This window comes from Pseudoalteromonas luteoviolacea, assembly GCF_001696455.1.
GTDB classification, from domain to species: domain Bacteria; phylum Pseudomonadota; class Gammaproteobacteria; order Enterobacterales; family Alteromonadaceae; genus Pseudoalteromonas; species Pseudoalteromonas luteoviolacea_C.
In genome coordinates, this window is record NZ_MAUJ01000001.1 from 1,354,517 (window position 1) to 1,372,694 (window position 18,178).

General features: G+C 40.8%; 13 protein-coding genes. 2 read left to right on the forward strand and 11 right to left on the reverse strand.

Annotated features, from left to right (window positions below):
* Nucleotides 1-23: 23 nt before the first annotated feature.
* From A7985_RS05855 to A7985_RS05865, 3 genes are all read right to left on the reverse strand, one after another.
* Nucleotides 24-452 carry a CBS domain-containing protein gene (locus A7985_RS05855; RefSeq protein ID WP_065789478.1) on the reverse strand — a complete coding sequence of 143 codons (429 nt, stop codon included), beginning with the start codon at nucleotides 450-452 and terminating at the stop codon, nucleotides 24-26.
* A gap of 87 nt (nucleotides 453-539) precedes the next feature.
* Nucleotides 540-1,538: an isoaspartyl peptidase/L-asparaginase family protein gene (locus tag A7985_RS05860; RefSeq protein ID WP_256096661.1), complete on the reverse strand. Its 999-nt coding sequence runs from the start codon at nucleotides 1,536-1,538 to the stop codon at nucleotides 540-542.
* 300 nt (nucleotides 1,539-1,838) lie between these two features.
* Nucleotides 1,839-2,549 (reverse strand): SapC family protein, encoded by a 711-nt coding sequence (locus tag A7985_RS05865; RefSeq protein ID WP_065789480.1) that lies wholly within the window; start codon nucleotides 2,547-2,549, stop codon nucleotides 1,839-1,841.
* A gap of 302 nt (nucleotides 2,550-2,851) precedes the next feature.
* Between A7985_RS05865 and A7985_RS05870 the strand changes: the two genes are divergently transcribed.
* Nucleotides 2,852-3,547 carry a DUF6445 family protein gene (locus A7985_RS05870; protein ID WP_065789481.1) on the forward strand — a complete coding sequence of 232 codons (696 nt, stop codon included), beginning with the start codon at nucleotides 2,852-2,854 and terminating at the stop codon, nucleotides 3,545-3,547.
* Here A7985_RS05870 and A7985_RS05875 read toward each other — a convergent pair.
* From A7985_RS05875 to pgi, 5 genes are all read right to left on the reverse strand, one after another.
* Nucleotides 3,544-5,088, reverse strand: coding sequence for a tryptophan halogenase family protein (locus tag A7985_RS05875; RefSeq protein ID WP_065789482.1), 1,545 nt, complete (start codon nucleotides 5,086-5,088; stop codon nucleotides 3,544-3,546). The genes A7985_RS05870 and A7985_RS05875 overlap by 4 nt on opposite strands.
* 288 nt (nucleotides 5,089-5,376) lie before the next feature.
* Complete coding sequence (locus A7985_RS05880) at nucleotides 5,377-8,019, reverse strand: TonB-dependent receptor (protein WP_065789483.1); 2,643 nt, start codon at nucleotides 8,017-8,019, stop codon at nucleotides 5,377-5,379.
* 796 nt (nucleotides 8,020-8,815) lie between these two features.
* Nucleotides 8,816-9,526: a 6-phosphogluconolactonase gene (pgl, locus tag A7985_RS05885; RefSeq protein WP_065789484.1), complete on the reverse strand. Its 711-nt coding sequence runs from the start codon at nucleotides 9,524-9,526 to the stop codon at nucleotides 8,816-8,818.
* The gene (gene zwf, locus A7985_RS05890; protein WP_065789485.1) at nucleotides 9,526-10,998 is read right to left on the reverse strand and encodes a glucose-6-phosphate dehydrogenase; all 1,473 of its coding nucleotides are present in this window, start codon (nucleotides 10,996-10,998) and stop codon (nucleotides 9,526-9,528) included. Before zwf ends, pgl begins: the two co-directional genes overlap by 1 nt.
* A gap of 315 nt (nucleotides 10,999-11,313) precedes the next feature.
* Nucleotides 11,314-12,960, reverse strand: a complete 1,647-nt coding sequence (gene pgi, locus A7985_RS05895) for a glucose-6-phosphate isomerase (RefSeq protein WP_065789486.1) — start codon at nucleotides 12,958-12,960, stop codon at nucleotides 11,314-11,316.
* Between the two features lie 383 nt (nucleotides 12,961-13,343).
* Between pgi and A7985_RS05900 the strand changes: the two genes are divergently transcribed.
* Nucleotides 13,344-14,402: a LacI family DNA-binding transcriptional regulator gene (locus tag A7985_RS05900; protein WP_065789487.1), complete on the forward strand. Its 1,059-nt coding sequence runs from the start codon at nucleotides 13,344-13,346 to the stop codon at nucleotides 14,400-14,402.
* Here A7985_RS05900 and A7985_RS05905 read toward each other — a convergent pair.
* The 3 genes from A7985_RS05905 to A7985_RS05915 form a co-directional block, all read right to left on the reverse strand.
* A complete protein-coding gene (locus tag A7985_RS05905) occupies nucleotides 14,361-16,418 on the reverse strand; it encodes an aminotransferase class V-fold PLP-dependent enzyme (RefSeq protein ID WP_065789488.1) in 2,058 nt (685 codons plus the stop codon). The genes A7985_RS05900 and A7985_RS05905 overlap by 42 nt on opposite strands.
* 155 nt (nucleotides 16,419-16,573) lie before the next feature.
* Nucleotides 16,574-17,650 carry an AI-2E family transporter gene (locus A7985_RS05910; protein WP_065789489.1) on the reverse strand — a complete coding sequence of 359 codons (1,077 nt, stop codon included), beginning with the start codon at nucleotides 17,648-17,650 and terminating at the stop codon, nucleotides 16,574-16,576.
* Nucleotides 17,643-17,897, reverse strand: coding sequence for a hypothetical protein (locus tag A7985_RS05915; RefSeq protein ID WP_141685271.1), 255 nt, complete (start codon nucleotides 17,895-17,897; stop codon nucleotides 17,643-17,645). Before A7985_RS05915 ends, A7985_RS05910 begins: the two co-directional genes overlap by 8 nt.
* Between the last annotated feature and the right edge of the window lie 281 nt (nucleotides 17,898-18,178).

Here is an 18,178-nt window from a genome sequence, read left to right on the forward strand (position 1 = left end):
TCTACCCAAGTAAAAACAGACTTTTAAACAAATCTGTTCCCAGATTCATAGGTGTCATGTAAATGTTTATCAAAAGCGAGTAAGACGTGAGCACGCGTTATCACGCCGATTAGCCGCCCGTCCTCATCACATACAGGATATAGCTTAGGTTTGTCGTTTGACATTTTATCAGCAATTTGCAGTATGCTGTCTTCGGGCAGAACGCACACAGGCTCTTTATTCATCACATCTGACACTATGCTGTGCGATTCGTTTTGGTAAGTCGCCTCTAACATTTTTTTAATACAGTCTTGTTCTGACAAAAAACCGATTACTTTGTGGTTGTCGTCCAATACAGGCCCACCTGATTGACCGCTTTGTAAAAGTTTCTCAACTGCCATTTCAATACGCATATTCGCGCTAAATGTGACTGGTCTGTGATTTAGATAATCCGCTACTTTAACTGATTGCATTATTTATTCCCCCAAATAAAACGCCAGCTACTTTTATAATAGTAGCTGCGTTGATAAATTTGCCTAAGAATCAGTAACCGATTAGTTTTACTTAAAAATACCGACGTAAGTAGGCATTGAATTTGACTTACTGGCTCTGTACATGCCCTTAGTGTTAAATGGCATACTGATGTTGCCTTGGTTGTCGACGATAATGACACCTCCGGTTCCACCAGATTGGAACATAGGCCCAAAGATCACATCTTTGCCCGCTTGCTCGATTGATTTGTTTTGGTATTCAACTCTGGCACATATATCGGCAGCTACATTGTAACGTATGAAGTATTCACCATGACCCGTTGCAGAGACTGCGCAAGACTGGTTATCTGCGAAGGTACCAGCACCAATGATAGGTGAGTCTCCCACCCTTCCGTAACGCTTTGCCGTCATGCCGCCAGTGGATGTGCCTGCGGCAAGGTTGCCATTTTTATCTACAGCTACCGCGCCTACTGTACCCATCTTGAACTCTACTGGCATTGATTGATGTGCAGCTTGATAGTCTTTTGTGCCACTTTCTTTTTGCTTTAGCTTTTCTTTAGCACGTAGTAATGATTTATATCGGTCAGGGGTATTAAAGTAATCAGATTTGACCAGTTCAATTCCCTGTTTTTTTGCAAACGCCTCAGCACCTTCTCCACTGAGCATAACGTGGACGGAATTATCCATCACCTCTCTTGCCAAGTTAATTGGATTTTTTACATGCTTAACACCCGATATCGCACCTGCTTGCCGGTTCCGACCATCCATGATAGATGCATCTAACTCATGACTCTCATCATAGGTATAAACAGCGCCCTTACCAGCATTGAAAAAAGGCGAATCTTCAAGAATATTGATTGCTTTTGTAACAGCGTCTAAGCTATCACCGCCATTTTCGAGCACTTTATAGCCTGCTTCCACAGCTTCTCGTAGCTTCGCTCGGTATGCTTTTTCTTTTTCTGGTGTAAAACGGCTTTTTTCGATGGTCCCTGCACCACCATGAATTGCGATTGCGATAGGTTGCTCAGCTTGTTTTGCGACGGCTCCTGAACAAGCCAGTGTTAGCATTAGCCCCAATAAAGTCTTGTTATTCATTTTTATCCTTTTTTTGGATTTTTTAATGCCACTACAATGCGCGCAAAGGTACAGCTAGGCAAGCTTTTGCGTTAAAGCGCGATTGATTGAAACTAACAGAGCGAATTGAATTGAATAAAATGCAGCATGGTCCTTTATAACCCAGGTACTGACATCAATCCATCGGTTATTTCTTGGGGTGATTGTGAAGTGAGTAAATTAAGAACATAAAAAAACGCTCGCGATGCAAGCGTTTTTATATTTCGGTCTTGCCCATAAAGTGGACTGACGATATTAAGCTTCTGTTAGTTGAGCTTTAAGACGAGCTAGACGCGCTACTTGATGCGTTGAAGTCAAGAACGCGAAAATAGGCGCTAAATAACCACGCTTACGAAGCTCTAGGTACTCTTCGTCACTTAATTCGTTTAGTTTACGCTCATCTACTAAGTAAATACCGTTGATGTCTTTCTTCTCACCAGCAATATCTACAGTTAGAGTCTGTTGTACCAGTAGCTCTTTATCAGCAAGGAACTTTGTGAATACTTCAGTTACACGTGCAAACTCAACATAGTTTACAAGCGCTTCTTTACGAGCCTGAAGGTATTCTGATTCTTTACCGTCGGCAAATAGCGCGTTGCCTTCTTCTTCACCAACTAATGGGCTTGCTTCGTCGATAACGATGCCGAACTGATCTTCTTCAGGGTGCTTAACTAAGCCAAAAGGATAACGAGCAGCTGCTAGCGGTGCGAAACCTGCCTGCCACTTGCCGTCTTTAACATATAGGTTTTCACCCGGCTCTAAACCGAATAAAGCGACTGCTTGGAATTGACCAGATTCAGTATTCTTAACAAACGCCATTGGGAATTCAGTCGCTACGCGTGCAAACTCATGTGCAACAACTGGGATAAGGTGCTGTGATTTTAAAAATTCAACATTGATGCCATTTTTAACTTTGATGTTGGCATGCTTCTCGTTGTGTAAAGGCTGCACTTGTTGCTCCGCCATAATACTACTCCATTCAAATTCGTAATTATTACTTTTAGTGGTCCTAAGGCTAATGGTTTTAGGACCAAAAGAAAAGCCCTTAGAGCGGTAATTTTTACATTTACGTCGCTCATGTTAAGGCTTTTTATCTTTTGACTCTTTCTCATGCAAAATTTATAAAACTATCAAGTTAAATTGCACTAAACAAACTTTCAATAATTTGATAAATTGGGAACGGCATTTAACAAACATGCCCCCTCAGTTTGAGCGCCAACAGTAAACCTCTCATGCCCAGCCATGTGATGTTATTGAAAGGATACATAGTGGATCAAGAAATTAAGAATTTAACCCCAATCGACAGTGAAGTACCTATTTATTGCATGAGTACGGGGGAAGAGAGCTTAAAGTGGAAAAAACTCGCCTCAAATTATAAACCGGATTGGGTACAACCAATTAATAGTTATCCAGGCGTTTGGGCACGCGTTCCCGATAGTTATTACGATTTTATCCGACAGGTTATGGCAAAAATGGCGCCTTTTTTCGCAATGGATGTTAACGACGTAAAAAGAGTCAGTGCAAACTATGCTGTTGTAACAAAATCTCAGGCTGAACTGGGCCCTTATCAAACAATTCCTCACTTCGACAATCTAAACCCCAATCAAATTGCGTTAGTTCACTATTTATGTGATAACCAATTTGGCGGTACTGGCTTTTACAAACACCGCGCAACTGGGTTTGAAGAGATCACAGTAGACAACCACGAGCATTATAGGGATATATTAGATAATGAGCTGGACGAACAATCTCATTCTCAGCCTGAATATATACGGTCTAACCACCCTCTATTTCACAGGACCCAATATTTAGAAGCGCAATTTGGGGATATCGTCGCTTTCCCAAGCAATATTTTGCATTCCGCATGTATTGCTGGCGAGCCTCCTGCCGACAAAATGCTCACAGAAGGCCGGCTGACGATTACAAGCTTTATTGTTTTTGGTAAACAAAGTACGCGCGCTTAACTAAGTTTGCGTACTTTTTCCAAATATTCTCGGTGAGAGAGTAAGTTGCTTTTGCAGTACTTCACACCTTTTTCGATTTCAGTTCGCAACTTGTTTATCGCTTCAACGTTATGATACTGATCATATCGGCCATTGAGCTCAGTATTAAAGTTCATGCCGTACAAAACGTATAAATAATTACTCACTCTAAAAGAGTCAACGGTATGTCTAAAATCAAATTGAGAAGGGAGCTTGCGCTGCCACATCTGTAGCTTTTCCGCGAGTTCAGTTGAAATAGACTGCGGATCTCTGTTGTCGACCCAAAACTGTGAGTCTTCACGTTTTGATAGATAGTAATGTAGCTTAATAAAGTCAGATGTGGACTCCCACATTTGGCAAATATCTTCATTGAAGCGTTTAGCACGCAATGGCATGTCTTCTTTAAAATCAGGCAACGCTTCCGAGAACATCCTAGCTGTAACATCAAACATTAATAAACCTGTTGCCTCTAGTGGCTCCACAAATCCTTGAGACAACCCCATTGCGACACAGTTTTTTATCCATGCCTGTTTTTGATAACCAACCTTCATTGAGATTTTACGAGGTTCTATTTGCGCTGCTGATTGGCCAAGATACTCTGCTAAAGTATGCACAGCTTGATCTTCAGACTGATGAGCACTCGAAAAAACGTAACCAACACCTTTTCGTTGGGTTAGCCCGATGTCCCAAATCCATCCATGTTTTTGCGCTGTAGAGATTGTAAAAGGTGGGATCGTTGTATTTTCATCTTCATAGGGAATTTGTATTGCCAAGGCAGTATCTGTAAGTAGAACATCACTTTTATCAATAAACTTGGCACCCATACTCTTTTCGATAAGCATGGCTTTAAACCCTGTGCAATCTACAAACATATCCCCGCTTATTACTCCGGCTGAATCTGTTTCTAAGTGCATAATTTCGCCATCATCATTAAGATGAACGCGCTCTACATTTGCTTTAATATTGCTAATACCCAATTCAGCAGTGCCATGCTCAGATAACATCTGAGTAAACTTCCCCGCATCTAAGTGATATGCATAATTAAACAAACCCGAAAACTCACCATCGCGGTTAAGCTTTGGTGCCAATCCAAGCTCACAGACATGTGACTGAACAGAGACCAAATCAGCAAAGTGCGTTTTGTTTATAGCATTGTTTGAAAGCCAATAAGGCGTTGGGTTGAAAGGTCTAATATTTGGAAAATCAAAGAGATGATGATAATAAGTAGAATGGCCGTCTCGTGGAGCTACTTCCCAGTCAACAAACTTAATACTTTGCTTAAACGTAACGTCACAGCGTTTTATAAACTCGACCTCGCTAATTCCAAAGTATTTTAGCGTGTCTCTCATCACAGGCACGGTACCCTCTCCAACCCCAATCGTTGGAATATCTGGGGAATCAACCAATGTCACCGAGATGCCCCGATTTGTTGATGGCTCCAATTGCTTGGCTAGATGGCAAGCCGCCAACCAGCCAGCAGTGCCACCACCAACAACAACAACTCTCTTTATCTCACCGTTCATATATCACCGTCGAATAACCACTTACGATAAAGTGTCGATAAATTATTATTTAATACCGCAAGGTACTACTAAGTAAAAAAATTACCAGGATTATGGATGGGTTGCATACACATGCAATATCTTAGTCAAAAACCAGTATACTTATTAATCGAATATTTTTATTTGTAGAGAACAAGCGAAATTAGCTGGTCATATTGATAAAGCATTTAAATATTTAACTGGTTATTAAATTACCCTAAAAAAAAAGCCCCAGTCAAACTGGGGCTATTCGATAGCTTTCACTCAATATTAGAAGCGGAAGTCAATCGCCGCAGAGTATCTAGCGTCACCTTGGTAAGACCAAGCTGCAAAACCGTCACGTAATTCAGTCTTCGACCCAGCAGGAGAAACTGCAGGTCCGTATTGAACACTGTCTTCTTCTGTTAGGTTAACTGCTGCAAAACGTAGAGTAATGTTTTCGTTTAGGTTGTAGCTAGCTGTCAAATCAAGTGTACCAAAGTCATCGTGCATACGGTTACCGTAGAAACCAGTTTCACGAATCATGTACTTTGAACGCCAGTTATACGCAAGACGTACACTTAGGTCATCATTTTCATAGTAACCTACAGCGTTGATAGTATTTTCTGAGCTATCAGAGAATACACCTACAGCATCAACGAAGTTTGAAGGATCTACTGAACCATCCGCATATGTGTAGTTGAAGATTGTACCGAAGCCACCACCTAGCTCATGTTGAACTTGGAACTCGATACCAGTGATATCACCACCTTCACCGTCAATTCGGCTATCAATTTGCCAGCTATCTTGACCAGTAACTGGGTCAACGATACCTACAGACTGGTTAAGCAATGTTGAGCTTGTCGTGAAGTTACTAACATCTTTGTAGAAAAGAGTAACCGCAATCATGTTTGCGTCGCCGTAGTAGTACTCATAACCTAAATCAGCTTGAGTCGCTTTGTACGGGTTAAGAGCAGGGTTACCACGAGTTAGCGTTTCGTTTCCACGCTGAGTATCACCATAACCACTGATAGCAGTCGCTGCGAACATGTCATCATAGTTAGGACGCGAAATAACCTGTGCAATCGAGAAACGTGCAATGCTATCTTCAGTTACATCGTACGCTAAGTTGAAGCTAGGTAAGATTTCGCTGTAATCACCTTCAGTCTTGATGATGTTAGTGCTCAGGCCATTGTTTTGTGCAATGTTTGGTGCAACAAACGCAGGGTCTGGCGCGTAGAAGCTTGATGATGCATCTGTTGAGATATAACGAACACCGAAGTTACCACGGAAGTTTTCGCCTTGGTAATTTGCCATTAGGTAAATAGCAATGTTTTCTTCTTCAACAGTAGAGAAACCTGAACGATCTTGGTACCAAGTATCGAATGTAGCTTCAGCGTTAGAACGCATTGCACCAATGTTAGGTAATGGGATAGCAATTGCGTCAGTACCAGCCGCATCTAAAGCGCCCCAAAATTCAGTTGGGTTAATGGTTCTGTGTGCTTTGTGCGTAGGACGGAAAGAGTTTTTCTCTACTTCGTGGTCAGTCCAACGAATACCACCTTTAACACTTGTGATGTATTCGTGGTCTAGTTCATAAGTTACATCTAACTGGAAGTAAGTCTCTTCGTCTTTATTTGGCGCTCTTTGAGAAGCCCAGTTTTGTAAACCATAGCCAGGTACGCCATTATCGTCTACCCAAGTTGGGTCAAACTCAGAACTATTCCAGCCACCTTTAGGAAGAGTCACTGTTGAAGCTTTACCTGAGTTATCGATAACCATGCCATTCAGGTCAGCAGTTGTACCAAGGTAAGTTGCGTGGTTGATAGTTAAATCCGTACCACCTTCAGCTTCTGTCATACCTACGCGCGCTTCAACTTTAAAGCCATCGCCTTCATAGTTGTATGCAACATCGAATACATCAGAATTCATTGAAGCAAAACGAGCAAAAGTTTGAAGGAAAGTTCTGTTTGGCGCTGGGTTATCAACTGTGTTCGAACGCGTTAAACATACGTCAGTCGCTTCGATTTTTGCTGTACAGTTGCCAGTATTAGAGAATAAGAACAAGCTGTTGTTGTTGTTATCAGCCTCTAATTCTAAGCTCATGTAGTGGAAAACAAGTTCTGAATTGTCATTTAGAGCTAATTGAGCCGTTAAATCAATAGACGTTCTTTCACGTTGCTGCTCAAAATAGTTTACTGACTCAGCGCCATCCCAGCCGTAAGAAGCTTCGTTACCACGACGAACATAAGTTGTATCTTCGTAGCCGATCGCACCTAAAATACCGAATGTCTCATCAGCATTTTTCCAGCTGTAAAGACCTGAGAAACCAGGATCTGTTTCTTCAGACTCTGTAGAGTATTCACCTTCAACAGAGAAATAAGCTGAGTTTGCATCTAAATCAAGAGGCTTACGAGTGATAACGTTAACCGTACCACCTACACCACCTTCTACTAAGTCTGCTTGAGATGATTTATAAACCTCAATCGCACCGATCATTTGAGGCGGAAGAAGTGAGTAGTTGAAACTACGGTCAATTGCTTGTTGGTCGTACCAACCAGTTGACGCAACTGATTGTCCATTAAGCGTAGTAAGAGTTAATTGGTTAGAAGCACCACGAATTGATACCTGTTGACCTTGACCAAATTGACGGTTAACAGCAACACCAGGGATACGACCTAACGCTTCACCCACATCGCTGTCAGGAAACTTACCAATGTCTTCCGCAGATACAGCATCAACTACGCTGTTTGCGAAACGTTTTGTATTAATTGATTCCTTTAAAGAACGACGAATACCACGAACTTCAATTACTTCAACGTCTTCTTTAACTTGATTGCCGGTTTCAGCAACTGCTACACCAGATACGCCTGCGGTTAACGCAAGACCAATGTTTGCAGCTAGTAAACTTTTCTTAAAATTATTAGCTAACACAGGATTCCCCTTGAATCATTTTGTTGGTTTTTAAATCACTTCTGCCCAGTGATGATGACAACGCTGTCATCTAATAACAAACCATACACCCAAAATTACATAATCGCTACATGTTTTTTGCCTTAACACATTAAAATTTTTCATTTCAATTGCTAAACCATTAAAAAATAAAGGATTATTCTGAATTTGGATATACTTTGTTACAAACGAGTATTAATATACCACAGTAAATGTATAAATCTGTAGTTTATGAGGCGATTGATACAGTTTTTTTGTATCTAATATTAGGACTGCGTATTTTTAATGCAGCTTTTTGAAGGGTTTACCATACATTAGCCTGGGCAGAAGCTATTCAAGGTGATAAACATTCTCAATGACAACGCTGTCATTTTAGTTTATTTACGAGCTCGTGTCTAGTAAAAGCTGCATTATCACAATACTTGCAGCATCATTAACAAATGAGGAATAAGTAACTTTAAAATTAAGCAGTTATCCAACTGCGTCCCCTTCTGAATTTAAAAACCATCAATAATTGAACAAAAATCACATCTCAAACATCGTTGAACCTTTATAACAATTAATAATAAAGTATGTATTAAAATGTGAAGAAACCTTTCCACATTGAGATATAAAGCTTTTGGTCGATGTCTTGTTACTGAAGAGAATATAAAAGCTTGGTTAGCTATTTCTAAAAATGACTACAAGGGTGATGGATTTATATTTGAGTAGTTAATGTATATGAAGGCGTGAAAAGAAGAAAAGCACACTGGACGTGTGCTTTTCCTTAGTTAACGAATTATGGGCACCAAAATACACTTAGTTTTAAATCAGGTAGCCCTAAAACTGCGCGAAGTGGAATATCTAGTTCAGATCCATCTTTTTTAGCTTCTTCGTAGATTTCTCTTTTCGCATTACCACTGATCAACAAGATGGCATGTTGAGTATTGGCGATACCACTCAACGACAAACTCATTCTTTCTGTAATGCTACCAGTCACTTCACTTTCGATGGCGTTGATGGCACAAACCAATTGTTCCGTTTGCAACGCAGACTCCAAGCCAGTCGCATTAGGAAATAAAGAAGCAGTATGCCCATCTGGACCCATACCTAAAATAGTCACATCAAAAGGTTGCTTTAACGTTTGATACTGCTTTTCAACTTCGTCTCGCCCCAGCTCTGCTGACTCAGCGCCATTTTTCATGGTCACAAAGTTAGCCGACGATGCATTATTTTGAAGTAATGTTGAGTTGATAAAAGCTTCGTTCGATTTTTCGTGAGTTGGCTCAACCCATCTTTCATCAACCATAGCAACAGTGACTTTGCTCCAATCTAGCTCTAGATTTGATAAACGTTTGTATGCGGGAGCCGGAGACGACCCACCTGATACCAGCATACTTGCTTGGCCGTCACTCTTAAGTGCAGCGCTCAATGTGTCTTCAAGTAACGAAGCGAGGTATTCAGTCATCTCATCTTTAGAGTCGAAAAACTGCTCATTTAGTAATGCCATTAGTTGTTCTCTCCTACATTGAACCAAGCATGATTTTTCTCAGCGAGTAACTCATCAGCCGATTCAGGCCCCCAAGATCCAGCACGGTAAAGTGCAGGCGTACCTTTCTCTTGCCATCTAGCAATAATTGGGTCAATCCACTTCCAAGCTTGCCTTACTTCGTCTCGGTGAATGAATAATGATGGGTTATTTGCCGCAGCGTCTAGCATCAAGCGCTTATACGCATCTGAATGGAAACCATTGCTATACTTTTCACTTAATTCAATGTTTAGCGTCACAGGTTCAAGCTGCATTTCTAAATTGTCTAATCGTTTAGACATTAGAGTCAATTGGATGCTTTCTTCAGGTTGCAACCTGATAATTAATCTATTTGGTAAGATTGGTCCAACTTTATTATCATAAACATTATGAGAGACTGATTTGTATTCAACTACAATCTCAGCACAACGCTGCTTCATTCGCTTGCCTGTACGCAGATAGAATGGCACGCCAGACCAGCGCCAGTTTTCAATATGTGCTCTGATCGCCACAAACGTTTCTGTTGTACTTGAGCCTTCACCTAATTCTTCTAAGTAACCAGGCACTAAATTGCCATTTAAATCACCAGGCACATATTGTCCCCGAACAACATTCTCGTCCACTAACTCATCAGTAAGCGGTCTCAGCGCTTCAAGTACCTTTAACTTTTCATTGCGGATGCTGTTCGCGTTGAGTTTATGCGGAGATTCCATTGCCACCAAACAAAGCAGTTGTAGAAGGTGGTTTTGAACCATGTCTCGTAAAGCACCTGCTTTGTCGTAAAAACCAGCACGACTCTCTAAACCTACAGTTTCTGAAATGCTGATTTGGATGTTGTCGATCGTTTTTGCATCCCACAGATTTTCGAACAAAACATTTGAAAATCTAAGTGCCATTAGGTTTTGAACTGTTTCTTTACCTAAGTAATGGTCAATCCTAAAGATTTGTTCTTCTTCAAAATACTCTGCAATCTTAGAGTTAATTTCTTCTGCTGATTCTCCGCAGTATCCAATTGGTTTTTCAACAACTACGCGAGAGTTTTTAGAGATGAGGGATTTTTTAGAAAGGAGTTCACAACATGTGCCATATACAGCGGGAGGAAGAGATAAGTAGAATACGCGAGATTTGTCTTCCTCATCTGTGTCCAGTATTTCTCGTAATAAATCCCAGTTTTCATCCGCTTCGGTTACATTTACAACAACTGGAACTAAAAACTTTGAAAACTCATTCCAATCTTTCTGATTGTATTCGCCACTGCTTAAATATTCCTGAAGAGCTTTGTGTGCCGTTTCTACATATTCGTTTTTTTTACTTTCTTCTCGAACCGTCGGCAATATGCGAGTACCCTGAGGCAAGTTGCCTTCTTGATATGCTCGATACATTGCGGGCAACAATTTTCTCAACGCTAAGTCGCCGCCCCCACCAAAAATTACGATATCAAAAGGATTAAGCATAATTATATCTCACAAGGTTAGGCGCGCGATCATATTGAGGAGCGAACACGCGCGATAATCAAAACCGTTTGGTGTTCAAAGGTGAATAGACCAAACTCTACTTCTTTTAGGTTTGAATTCGTTCGCAGATTATTTTACTTACTTAGAGTTGAGCACAAAAGCACATAAGTAAGTTGTATTCAAATTAAATAATTTAGCCAAAAATGAGTCTTAGGGGCTCTGTAATTCCTCTCACAAAAATACAGGCCCTAAGTACTCCAGCGCTACCCGTTCAAAGGTATTCTTTTCTCATCAAGCTGCCTTTAAGCAACTCGGTTAATTGTTTCTTTTTTGCTTGTAATAAGCAATTAATCCAGCTGTTGAACTGTCGTGCTCATGAGCAACATTTTCTTCCGTCAACTCCGCTTCGATATTCGTTGCCAAGCCTTTACCAAGTTCAACGCCCCATTGATCAAAAGAGCAAACACTTAAAATAATGCCTTGGCAGAAAATTTTATGCTCGTACATGGCAATGAGTCGACCAACTGCTTTTGCATCCACTTTATCTAAAACGATAGATGTTGTTGGACGATTACCTTGATGTATCTTATGAGCAACTAGTTCTTCTATTTCCTGCTCAGATTTACCTTTTGCCTGCAAATCTGTACGAACTTGCTCTTCGTTTACGCCCGCCATCATGGCTTCAGTTTGCGCTAAAAAGTTAGAAAGCAGCACATCATGGTGCTTACCTAGCGCTACTTGCGGCTCAACTGAGGCAATAAAGTCAGCTGGAACAATCACATTGCCTTGGTGCAGGCATTGATAAAAAGCGTGTTGTCCATTGATACCTGTCATGCCCCAAATAATTGGTACAGTTGTATATGGTACAGTCTGACCATCAAATGTTACATGTTTACCATTGCTCTCCATTTCACCTTGTTGCAGATAAGCTGGTAGCATATGCAATGCTTGGTCGTACGGCAAAATTGCCTGTGACGTGTGACCAAGGAAACTGGTGTTCCAAACACTCAACAACGCCATAATCAAGGGAACGTTATGTTCAAACTCTGCTGTTTTGAAGTGTTCGTCTACTTCAAATGCTCCCTCAAGTACTTCGACAAATTTATCAAAGCCTAGATATAAAGCGATAGGTAACCCAATTGCACTCCAAAGAGAGAATCGACCGCCAACCCAATCCCACATGGTAAAGACATTTTCATCTGCGATGCCAAATTCGCGAGTTTTTTCTAAGTTTGTGCTTACCGCAACAAAATGCTTAGCAATTGCGCTCTTATCCTGCGCACTTTCTAAAAACCAATTTACTGAAGAGCGCGCGTTATTCATGGTCTCAGAAGTAGTAAATGTTTTAGAAGAAATCACAAATAAAGTGGTCTCTGCATCTACTTTTTTAAGAACTTGCGCAAGCTGCACGCCATCTACGTTTGAAACATAGTGTACATTCAGCGTGTCATCGGCATAGGCACTTAACGCTTCAGTCACCATTTGCGGACCTAAGTTAGAACCACCTACACCTATCGCGACAACATTTTTAACTTGCTTGCCAGTATAGCCCTTCCACTCACCGCTTCTTACGCGTTCGGAAAAGCCTTTCATTTTTTCAAGTTCTGACTGAACTTGCTCTGCCACATTAACGCCATCAACTAAAATAGGCGTGTTAGCCCTATTTCTTAGCGCAATGTGCAATACAGCTCGGTTTTCTGTGAAATTAATCTTTTCACCAGAAAACATTTTGTCTCGCCAAGCTGCGATGTCGGATTCTTTCGCTAGTTCAATCAACTGCTCAAATGATGAGTTATCAATCAATTGTTTGGAGAAGTCAAAAAGGACTCCAGGAATATGTCTAGAAAATTTATCAAAACGTCCTGAGTCATTGTCAAAAAGCGTTTTTAAATGTTGCTTTTTTAATCTTTCTGACGATGCTGTTAATGCTTGCCAACTTTGTAAAGATGTACGGCAATTCATAATTATTCCCCTAGCGATGATCGTGTGCAAAATACTCAGATAGCACACATAAACATAATCGAGCGTTAACCATAAGTTAAAATGACAACGCTGTCAAACTTCATGTTTTTCATTTTACTATCCCTATAATAACTGATTTTTTATTTTTTGACACCGGTATCATAAAATAATTTCAAGATATTCAGTTGCAGTTAAATTTACGACTCAATACTAATCAGACTAATTTGATCGTTTCCTGAAAAGCCGAAATATACTATATTGCGTTTTAATTATTAAACGTGTCATTCGTTTTGAGTGTTAAGCCCGCTATTTTAAAAGGCTGAACCAAAGTTACCCATATTTTGGCGGTACAAAACGCCTTTTGATTTCATAGAAGAAAAAAAATGAAAGTAACCATCAACGACGTCGCTAAACATGCAGGCGTTTCAATGAAGACAGTATCGAGGGTTATTAATAAAGAACCTTCCGTTAGAAAGAAAACATACGATATCGTTATGCAAGCTGTTAAGGAGCTTAACTACCAGCCTAACACTGCTGCTCGAAACCTTGCTGGCACCTCCTCATTCGCTATCGGTTTAGTTTATGATAACCCAAACGCGTACTACATTATTGACATGCAAAACGGCGTACTTTCAAGGTGTAAAGAAGAAGGTTATGAGCTCGTTATACATCCTTGCTCTGCTGGTGATCCAGATATGCAGCAAGAAATTGCCACGATGATCCAACGCTCTAGACTTGCAGGGCTCGTGCTGACTCCTCCCCTATCTGAGCAAAAACATATCATTAAAATGCTCGATGACCTTGGTATCTCTTACGTCAGACTTTTATCTGGTCAAAATACCCCGTCTGAAGAGAACGAATCCAAAGAGTCTATCAAAAACAACAACTGTATTTATGTGGATGACTATGCAGCTGCGTATGAAATTACTGAGCATTTGATAAAACTAGGCCATAAAACCATTGCATTTGCTTGTGGAGATGCAGAGCACAAATCTACAACTGAGCGTTTATCAGGTTACAAGCAAGCATTGAAAGACCATAACCTTTCTTATAACGACTCTTTAGTTTATGAAGGTACTTATTCATTTGAATCAGGTGTAGAAGGCGCAAAATCGCTTCTTAAAAACAATAACGAATCTGGCATCACCGCGATTTTAGGAGGGAACGATGAAATCGCCGCTGGTGCTTTATTTGCGTCGCGCCTTATGAATATTGCAATTCCAGAACAATTATCTATTTCTGGGTTCGAGGACTCGCCATTCTCTAGACAAACTTGGCCAAAACTAACGACGGCTCATCAAGCAAATAGCGTCATTTCTGAGCACGCTGCCCGTTTGCTATTCTCTAAAACCAGAGGGAGCCGCTCGCACGACAAAGATATTATAACGACCTTTACTCCCTCAGTTGTAATTCGTGAAAGTACAGGCCCAGCCCCTAAATAATCTCAATTTGGCGCTGTCAATCCAGCGCAGCCCGCCATTCAAATTCTCCAGTCTCATAAAGCCTGAAACGGTTAAGGCTTGCAGTGTGCTTTTTGACCGCGTGCCGGTGCGGCAAATCAGCAGATACGCCATATTTGCGTCCAGCTCATTTTCCAAAAACGCATTCGCAAGACGACTTCGTGGAATGTTAATAACCCTAGAGCTATCGGATAATTCGAACAAGGCTTTGATATGCTCAATAGATGCATCATGCTCAGTCTGCTCTCTTACATCCAATATCTTTGCCTCGGTATCAGACAACCACAGCTTCGCTTCTTCAATAGTATTACAGCCTACAAGGCTAGGCTGCGCTGCGTTTTTCTCTGACGCAGCAAATTCAAAGCTTGCACCTTTTGAAGAGCAGGTTAATTCACGTGAGAATAAACATGTTGAAACATCTTCTGAAAATCTGACTGTACTTTTACCCCTGACCTTTAACAGGTAGCTTACGGTATCATTCCCTCGCTCTTCTACTAACGCCCATTTTTGGTTGTTATATGATTGCACTTTGTCAGACAGAGTGTGTTGCCCAAGCGAAGTAAGTAAGTTATTTCTCGCATACTTTTGTTCTTCTGAATCATTTTTGAGAAGGATCGCTTTACACTTAAGGTCTTGAGTCAAAATAATGCGTGATAGCTTTGGAATAATGCGCTCAATAGGGTTGTAAACAAAGGCTTCTGAATTTTCAGTCACGTACAACCAGCAACTTTGACTGCCATACACTAATTGAGTTAATCCAATACAATTTGGGAGCATTGATTTGCTCTCTCCACAGCCCCTTAAGTACATTTTTTGCAAAGATGACTTCACACTACGGATCGACTCACAAGCCATCGCAATAAACTCGCTGTCGTCTGCTGGACCAAAAGACAGCCGTACAGCGTTTTCGCACTCCCAATGTCCTAACTTCATTGCTTCGAGCACAAAGCTGCTTGTCGCCCCTGCGCTGCATGCCGATCCCCCACTCACCCGGATCCCAACCGCATCGAACAAATCCATTATTTCTTTGCTAGTAAGATAAGGCACTGAAAAGTTGATCGTTGTCGCAACGCTGAGCGCCAATTCACTATGATAAGATACGACTTCAAAGGTATCATTCAACGCTTCTATAAATAATGCTCGATGCGCTTGCAACTGCGTGCTTGAATGAAATGCACTATCATCACTTTTCAGTAGTTCAAACAAAGCTTTCAAGCCCACTATACCAGGCAGGTTTTCAGTGCCAGAGCGCATACCCGACTCTTGTCCCCCACCTGCGATAAATGGCGTGTATGGTCGTCCAGAACGAATATATAAAAACCCAATCCCCTTGGGAGCATACAGTTTATGGCCGGAGAAAGGCGCATAATCGATTGACGTTGAGTCCATAACTAACGGTATCTTGCCAAGTGCTTGTACACAATCAACTAACCAAGCAGCATTTTTGTTCACTGCTCTGATAGTCTCTTCCAGTGCAGTTAAGTTTTGCACTACGCCTGTTTCATTATTCACTGCCATTGTGCAGATCATCACAGCTTGCTGAACATGCTCTGCAATAAAGTGGTGATCTAATAAACCTAGATTGTCGACTGGTATTTCAAGAATGCGAGCATTGAGTCCCAACATTTTGTTCCAATGAACCAGCGTATTTGGCACCGCCTTGTGTTCCGTAGCACCATAAAGCAAAACCGGAGATTCATACTTTAAATGTTCGTTTTCAAGATAACCACTTATTGCAGAGACCACCGCGGTTTGAATTCCTTCCGTGGCCCCAGAGGTAAACAATAACTCACCTGTTTGCGTGCCGATTAAATCACGCCCGAGCGACCGTGTTTCTTCAAGTAAGCGCTTTGCTTTTACGCCTGTGATATGTGCACTGGATGGGTTACCAAAATTATTCATCATCGCGTTCATCACTTTCGTTGCGATAGGCTCCAACACAGGCGTTGTTGCATTGGCATCTAAATAAATGGGTTGTAGGGACTGAGGTTGGATCACAGGCGAGATTTATAACTAAAAGAAATATATTATTTCATTTTACACTATCAAAGTAACTTAGTTAAGACGATTTTATCTTGTAAATAGAGGTATTTATTCCTTTTGGATACTAAAAAGGGGGCTAATGCCCCCTTTATTACGAGTAAGATCTTAAGTCAATTCGCTTCATGATTATGTAAGCGTTTGTGGCTCGTAGACCACGCATTTCCTAGCGCTTTCACTAAAGACGCCAGTGGGATCGCAAAAAATACCCCCCAAAAACCCCATAACCCGCCGAAAAATAACACCGCAACGATGATATAAACAGGGTTTAGATCAACTGCCTCAGAGAATAACAAAGGCACCAGTAGGTTACCGTCAAGCGCTTGAATGATGCCGTATACAATTAAAATGGTCCAAAACTCTGGCGCAACGCCAAATTGAAATAACGCCACCGCTGCAACAGGAATGGTCACTAAGGCAGCCCCAATGAAAGGAATTAATACCGACAGTCCGACCAAAGTCCCAAGCAACGCTGCATACCTCAGCTCAAGGACAGCAAAGGCAATAAAGCTTGTACCACCTACAATCACAATCTCAATGACTTTGCCACGAATATAATTCATGATTTGATGATCCATTTCTTCCCAAACTTGAGTAATAAGTCGGCGGTCTTTTGGTATTAACTGTTTAATACCTGCTGTTAAAGGTTCTTTATCTTTGAGCATAAAAAAGACGAGAAGAGGCACTAGAATGAGATAAATTAACCACGCAACAAAGTCTTTGATAGAAGTAAGAGATACAGAGACAATCAACTCCCCTAATGCGACAACTTTACTTTCAACAGCTGCAACAATATTTTGCACTTGTTGAACAGAAATCAGGTTGGGGTAGTTATCTGGTAGGTGAAGTAAGTAATCTTTGCCTTTTTCTATCATACTTGGCGCTTCTTGAACTAAGTTGCTCGTTTGCGACCATAACACTGGCACGATCACCAACAACAGAGCGAGTACCACACCAACAAACCCGAGCATCACAATATTTGTCGCCATGATCCTACTTGGGAGCAACCTTTGTAACCTTGTCACAGGCCAATCCAGCAAATAAGCAATGACCAGCGCAACCAGCACAGGGATTACAAAAGCGCCAAAAAAGTACAGCATTGTTCCTGTAAACAATAATAGGAGTAGCAAAGTCACTGAATCAGGATCAGAGAATTTATCTTGATACCAAGATTTAATTAGTTCAAACATCCGTGCTGTGCACCTCTATGAAGTTTATTTTACCATCGGATTTTACCGAAAAGTTCATTTTACAATTTTCTAAATATCTTACCACGTCGCTTAAATCCTGTTCCTTATCATAACTAAACCTGATGACATCGGCGTGATCTTTGTGGGTTTTTAACTGCCACTTAAATTGGACAAATAACTGTGGACATTCGTAGCATCGAAGATCTACTGCATAGATATTTTGGTCATTCATATTATCAATATGCAAACATACACTCCCAAGCCTTATCAATAATTAAAAGTGAAACCAATATGATTAACCTAAAAATTACAACTTCCAACTTTTAGTTAATTTAACTCTACATGCATGATATAAAAGCGACGCCTTTATACAGACACGTAACTGACCTCAACTCGCTTTATAGAGTATATAAGCACTTGGTGGCAAGTAATAAATTGTGTCTTTAGGTAATAATTAAACTTTGTTTCTATGGCTTGTATCTAGGCAATGGTTTATTCTTATAGATACAACAAGCATTACGGGAAACC

Coding starts and splice junctions, on each gene's coding strand:
- pgi (WP_065789486.1), bottom strand. CDS start 12,960: ATGAATTGCCGTACATCTTTACAAAGTTGGCAAGCATTAACAGCATCG.
- pgl (WP_065789484.1), bottom strand. CDS start 9,526: ATGGCATTACTAAATGAGCAGTTTTTCGACTCTAAAGATGAGATGACT.
- A7985_RS05860 (WP_256096661.1), bottom strand. CDS start 1,538: ATGCTAACACTGGCTTGTTCAGGAGCCGTCGCAAAACAAGCTGAGCAA.
- A7985_RS05900 (WP_065789487.1), top strand. CDS start 13,344: ATGAAAGTAACCATCAACGACGTCGCTAAACATGCAGGCGTTTCAATG.
- A7985_RS05855 (WP_065789478.1), bottom strand. CDS start 452: ATGCAATCAGTTAAAGTAGCGGATTATCTAAATCACAGACCAGTCACA.
- A7985_RS05910 (WP_065789489.1), bottom strand. CDS start 17,650: ATGTTTGAACTAATTAAATCTTGGTATCAAGATAAATTCTCTGATCCT.
- A7985_RS05875 (WP_065789482.1), bottom strand. CDS start 5,088: ATGAACGGTGAGATAAAGAGAGTTGTTGTTGTTGGTGGTGGCACTGCT.
- A7985_RS05865 (WP_065789480.1), bottom strand. CDS start 2,549: ATGGCGGAGCAACAAGTGCAGCCTTTACACAACGAGAAGCATGCCAAC.
- zwf (WP_065789485.1), bottom strand. CDS start 10,998: ATGCTTAATCCTTTTGATATCGTAATTTTTGGTGGGGGCGGCGACTTA.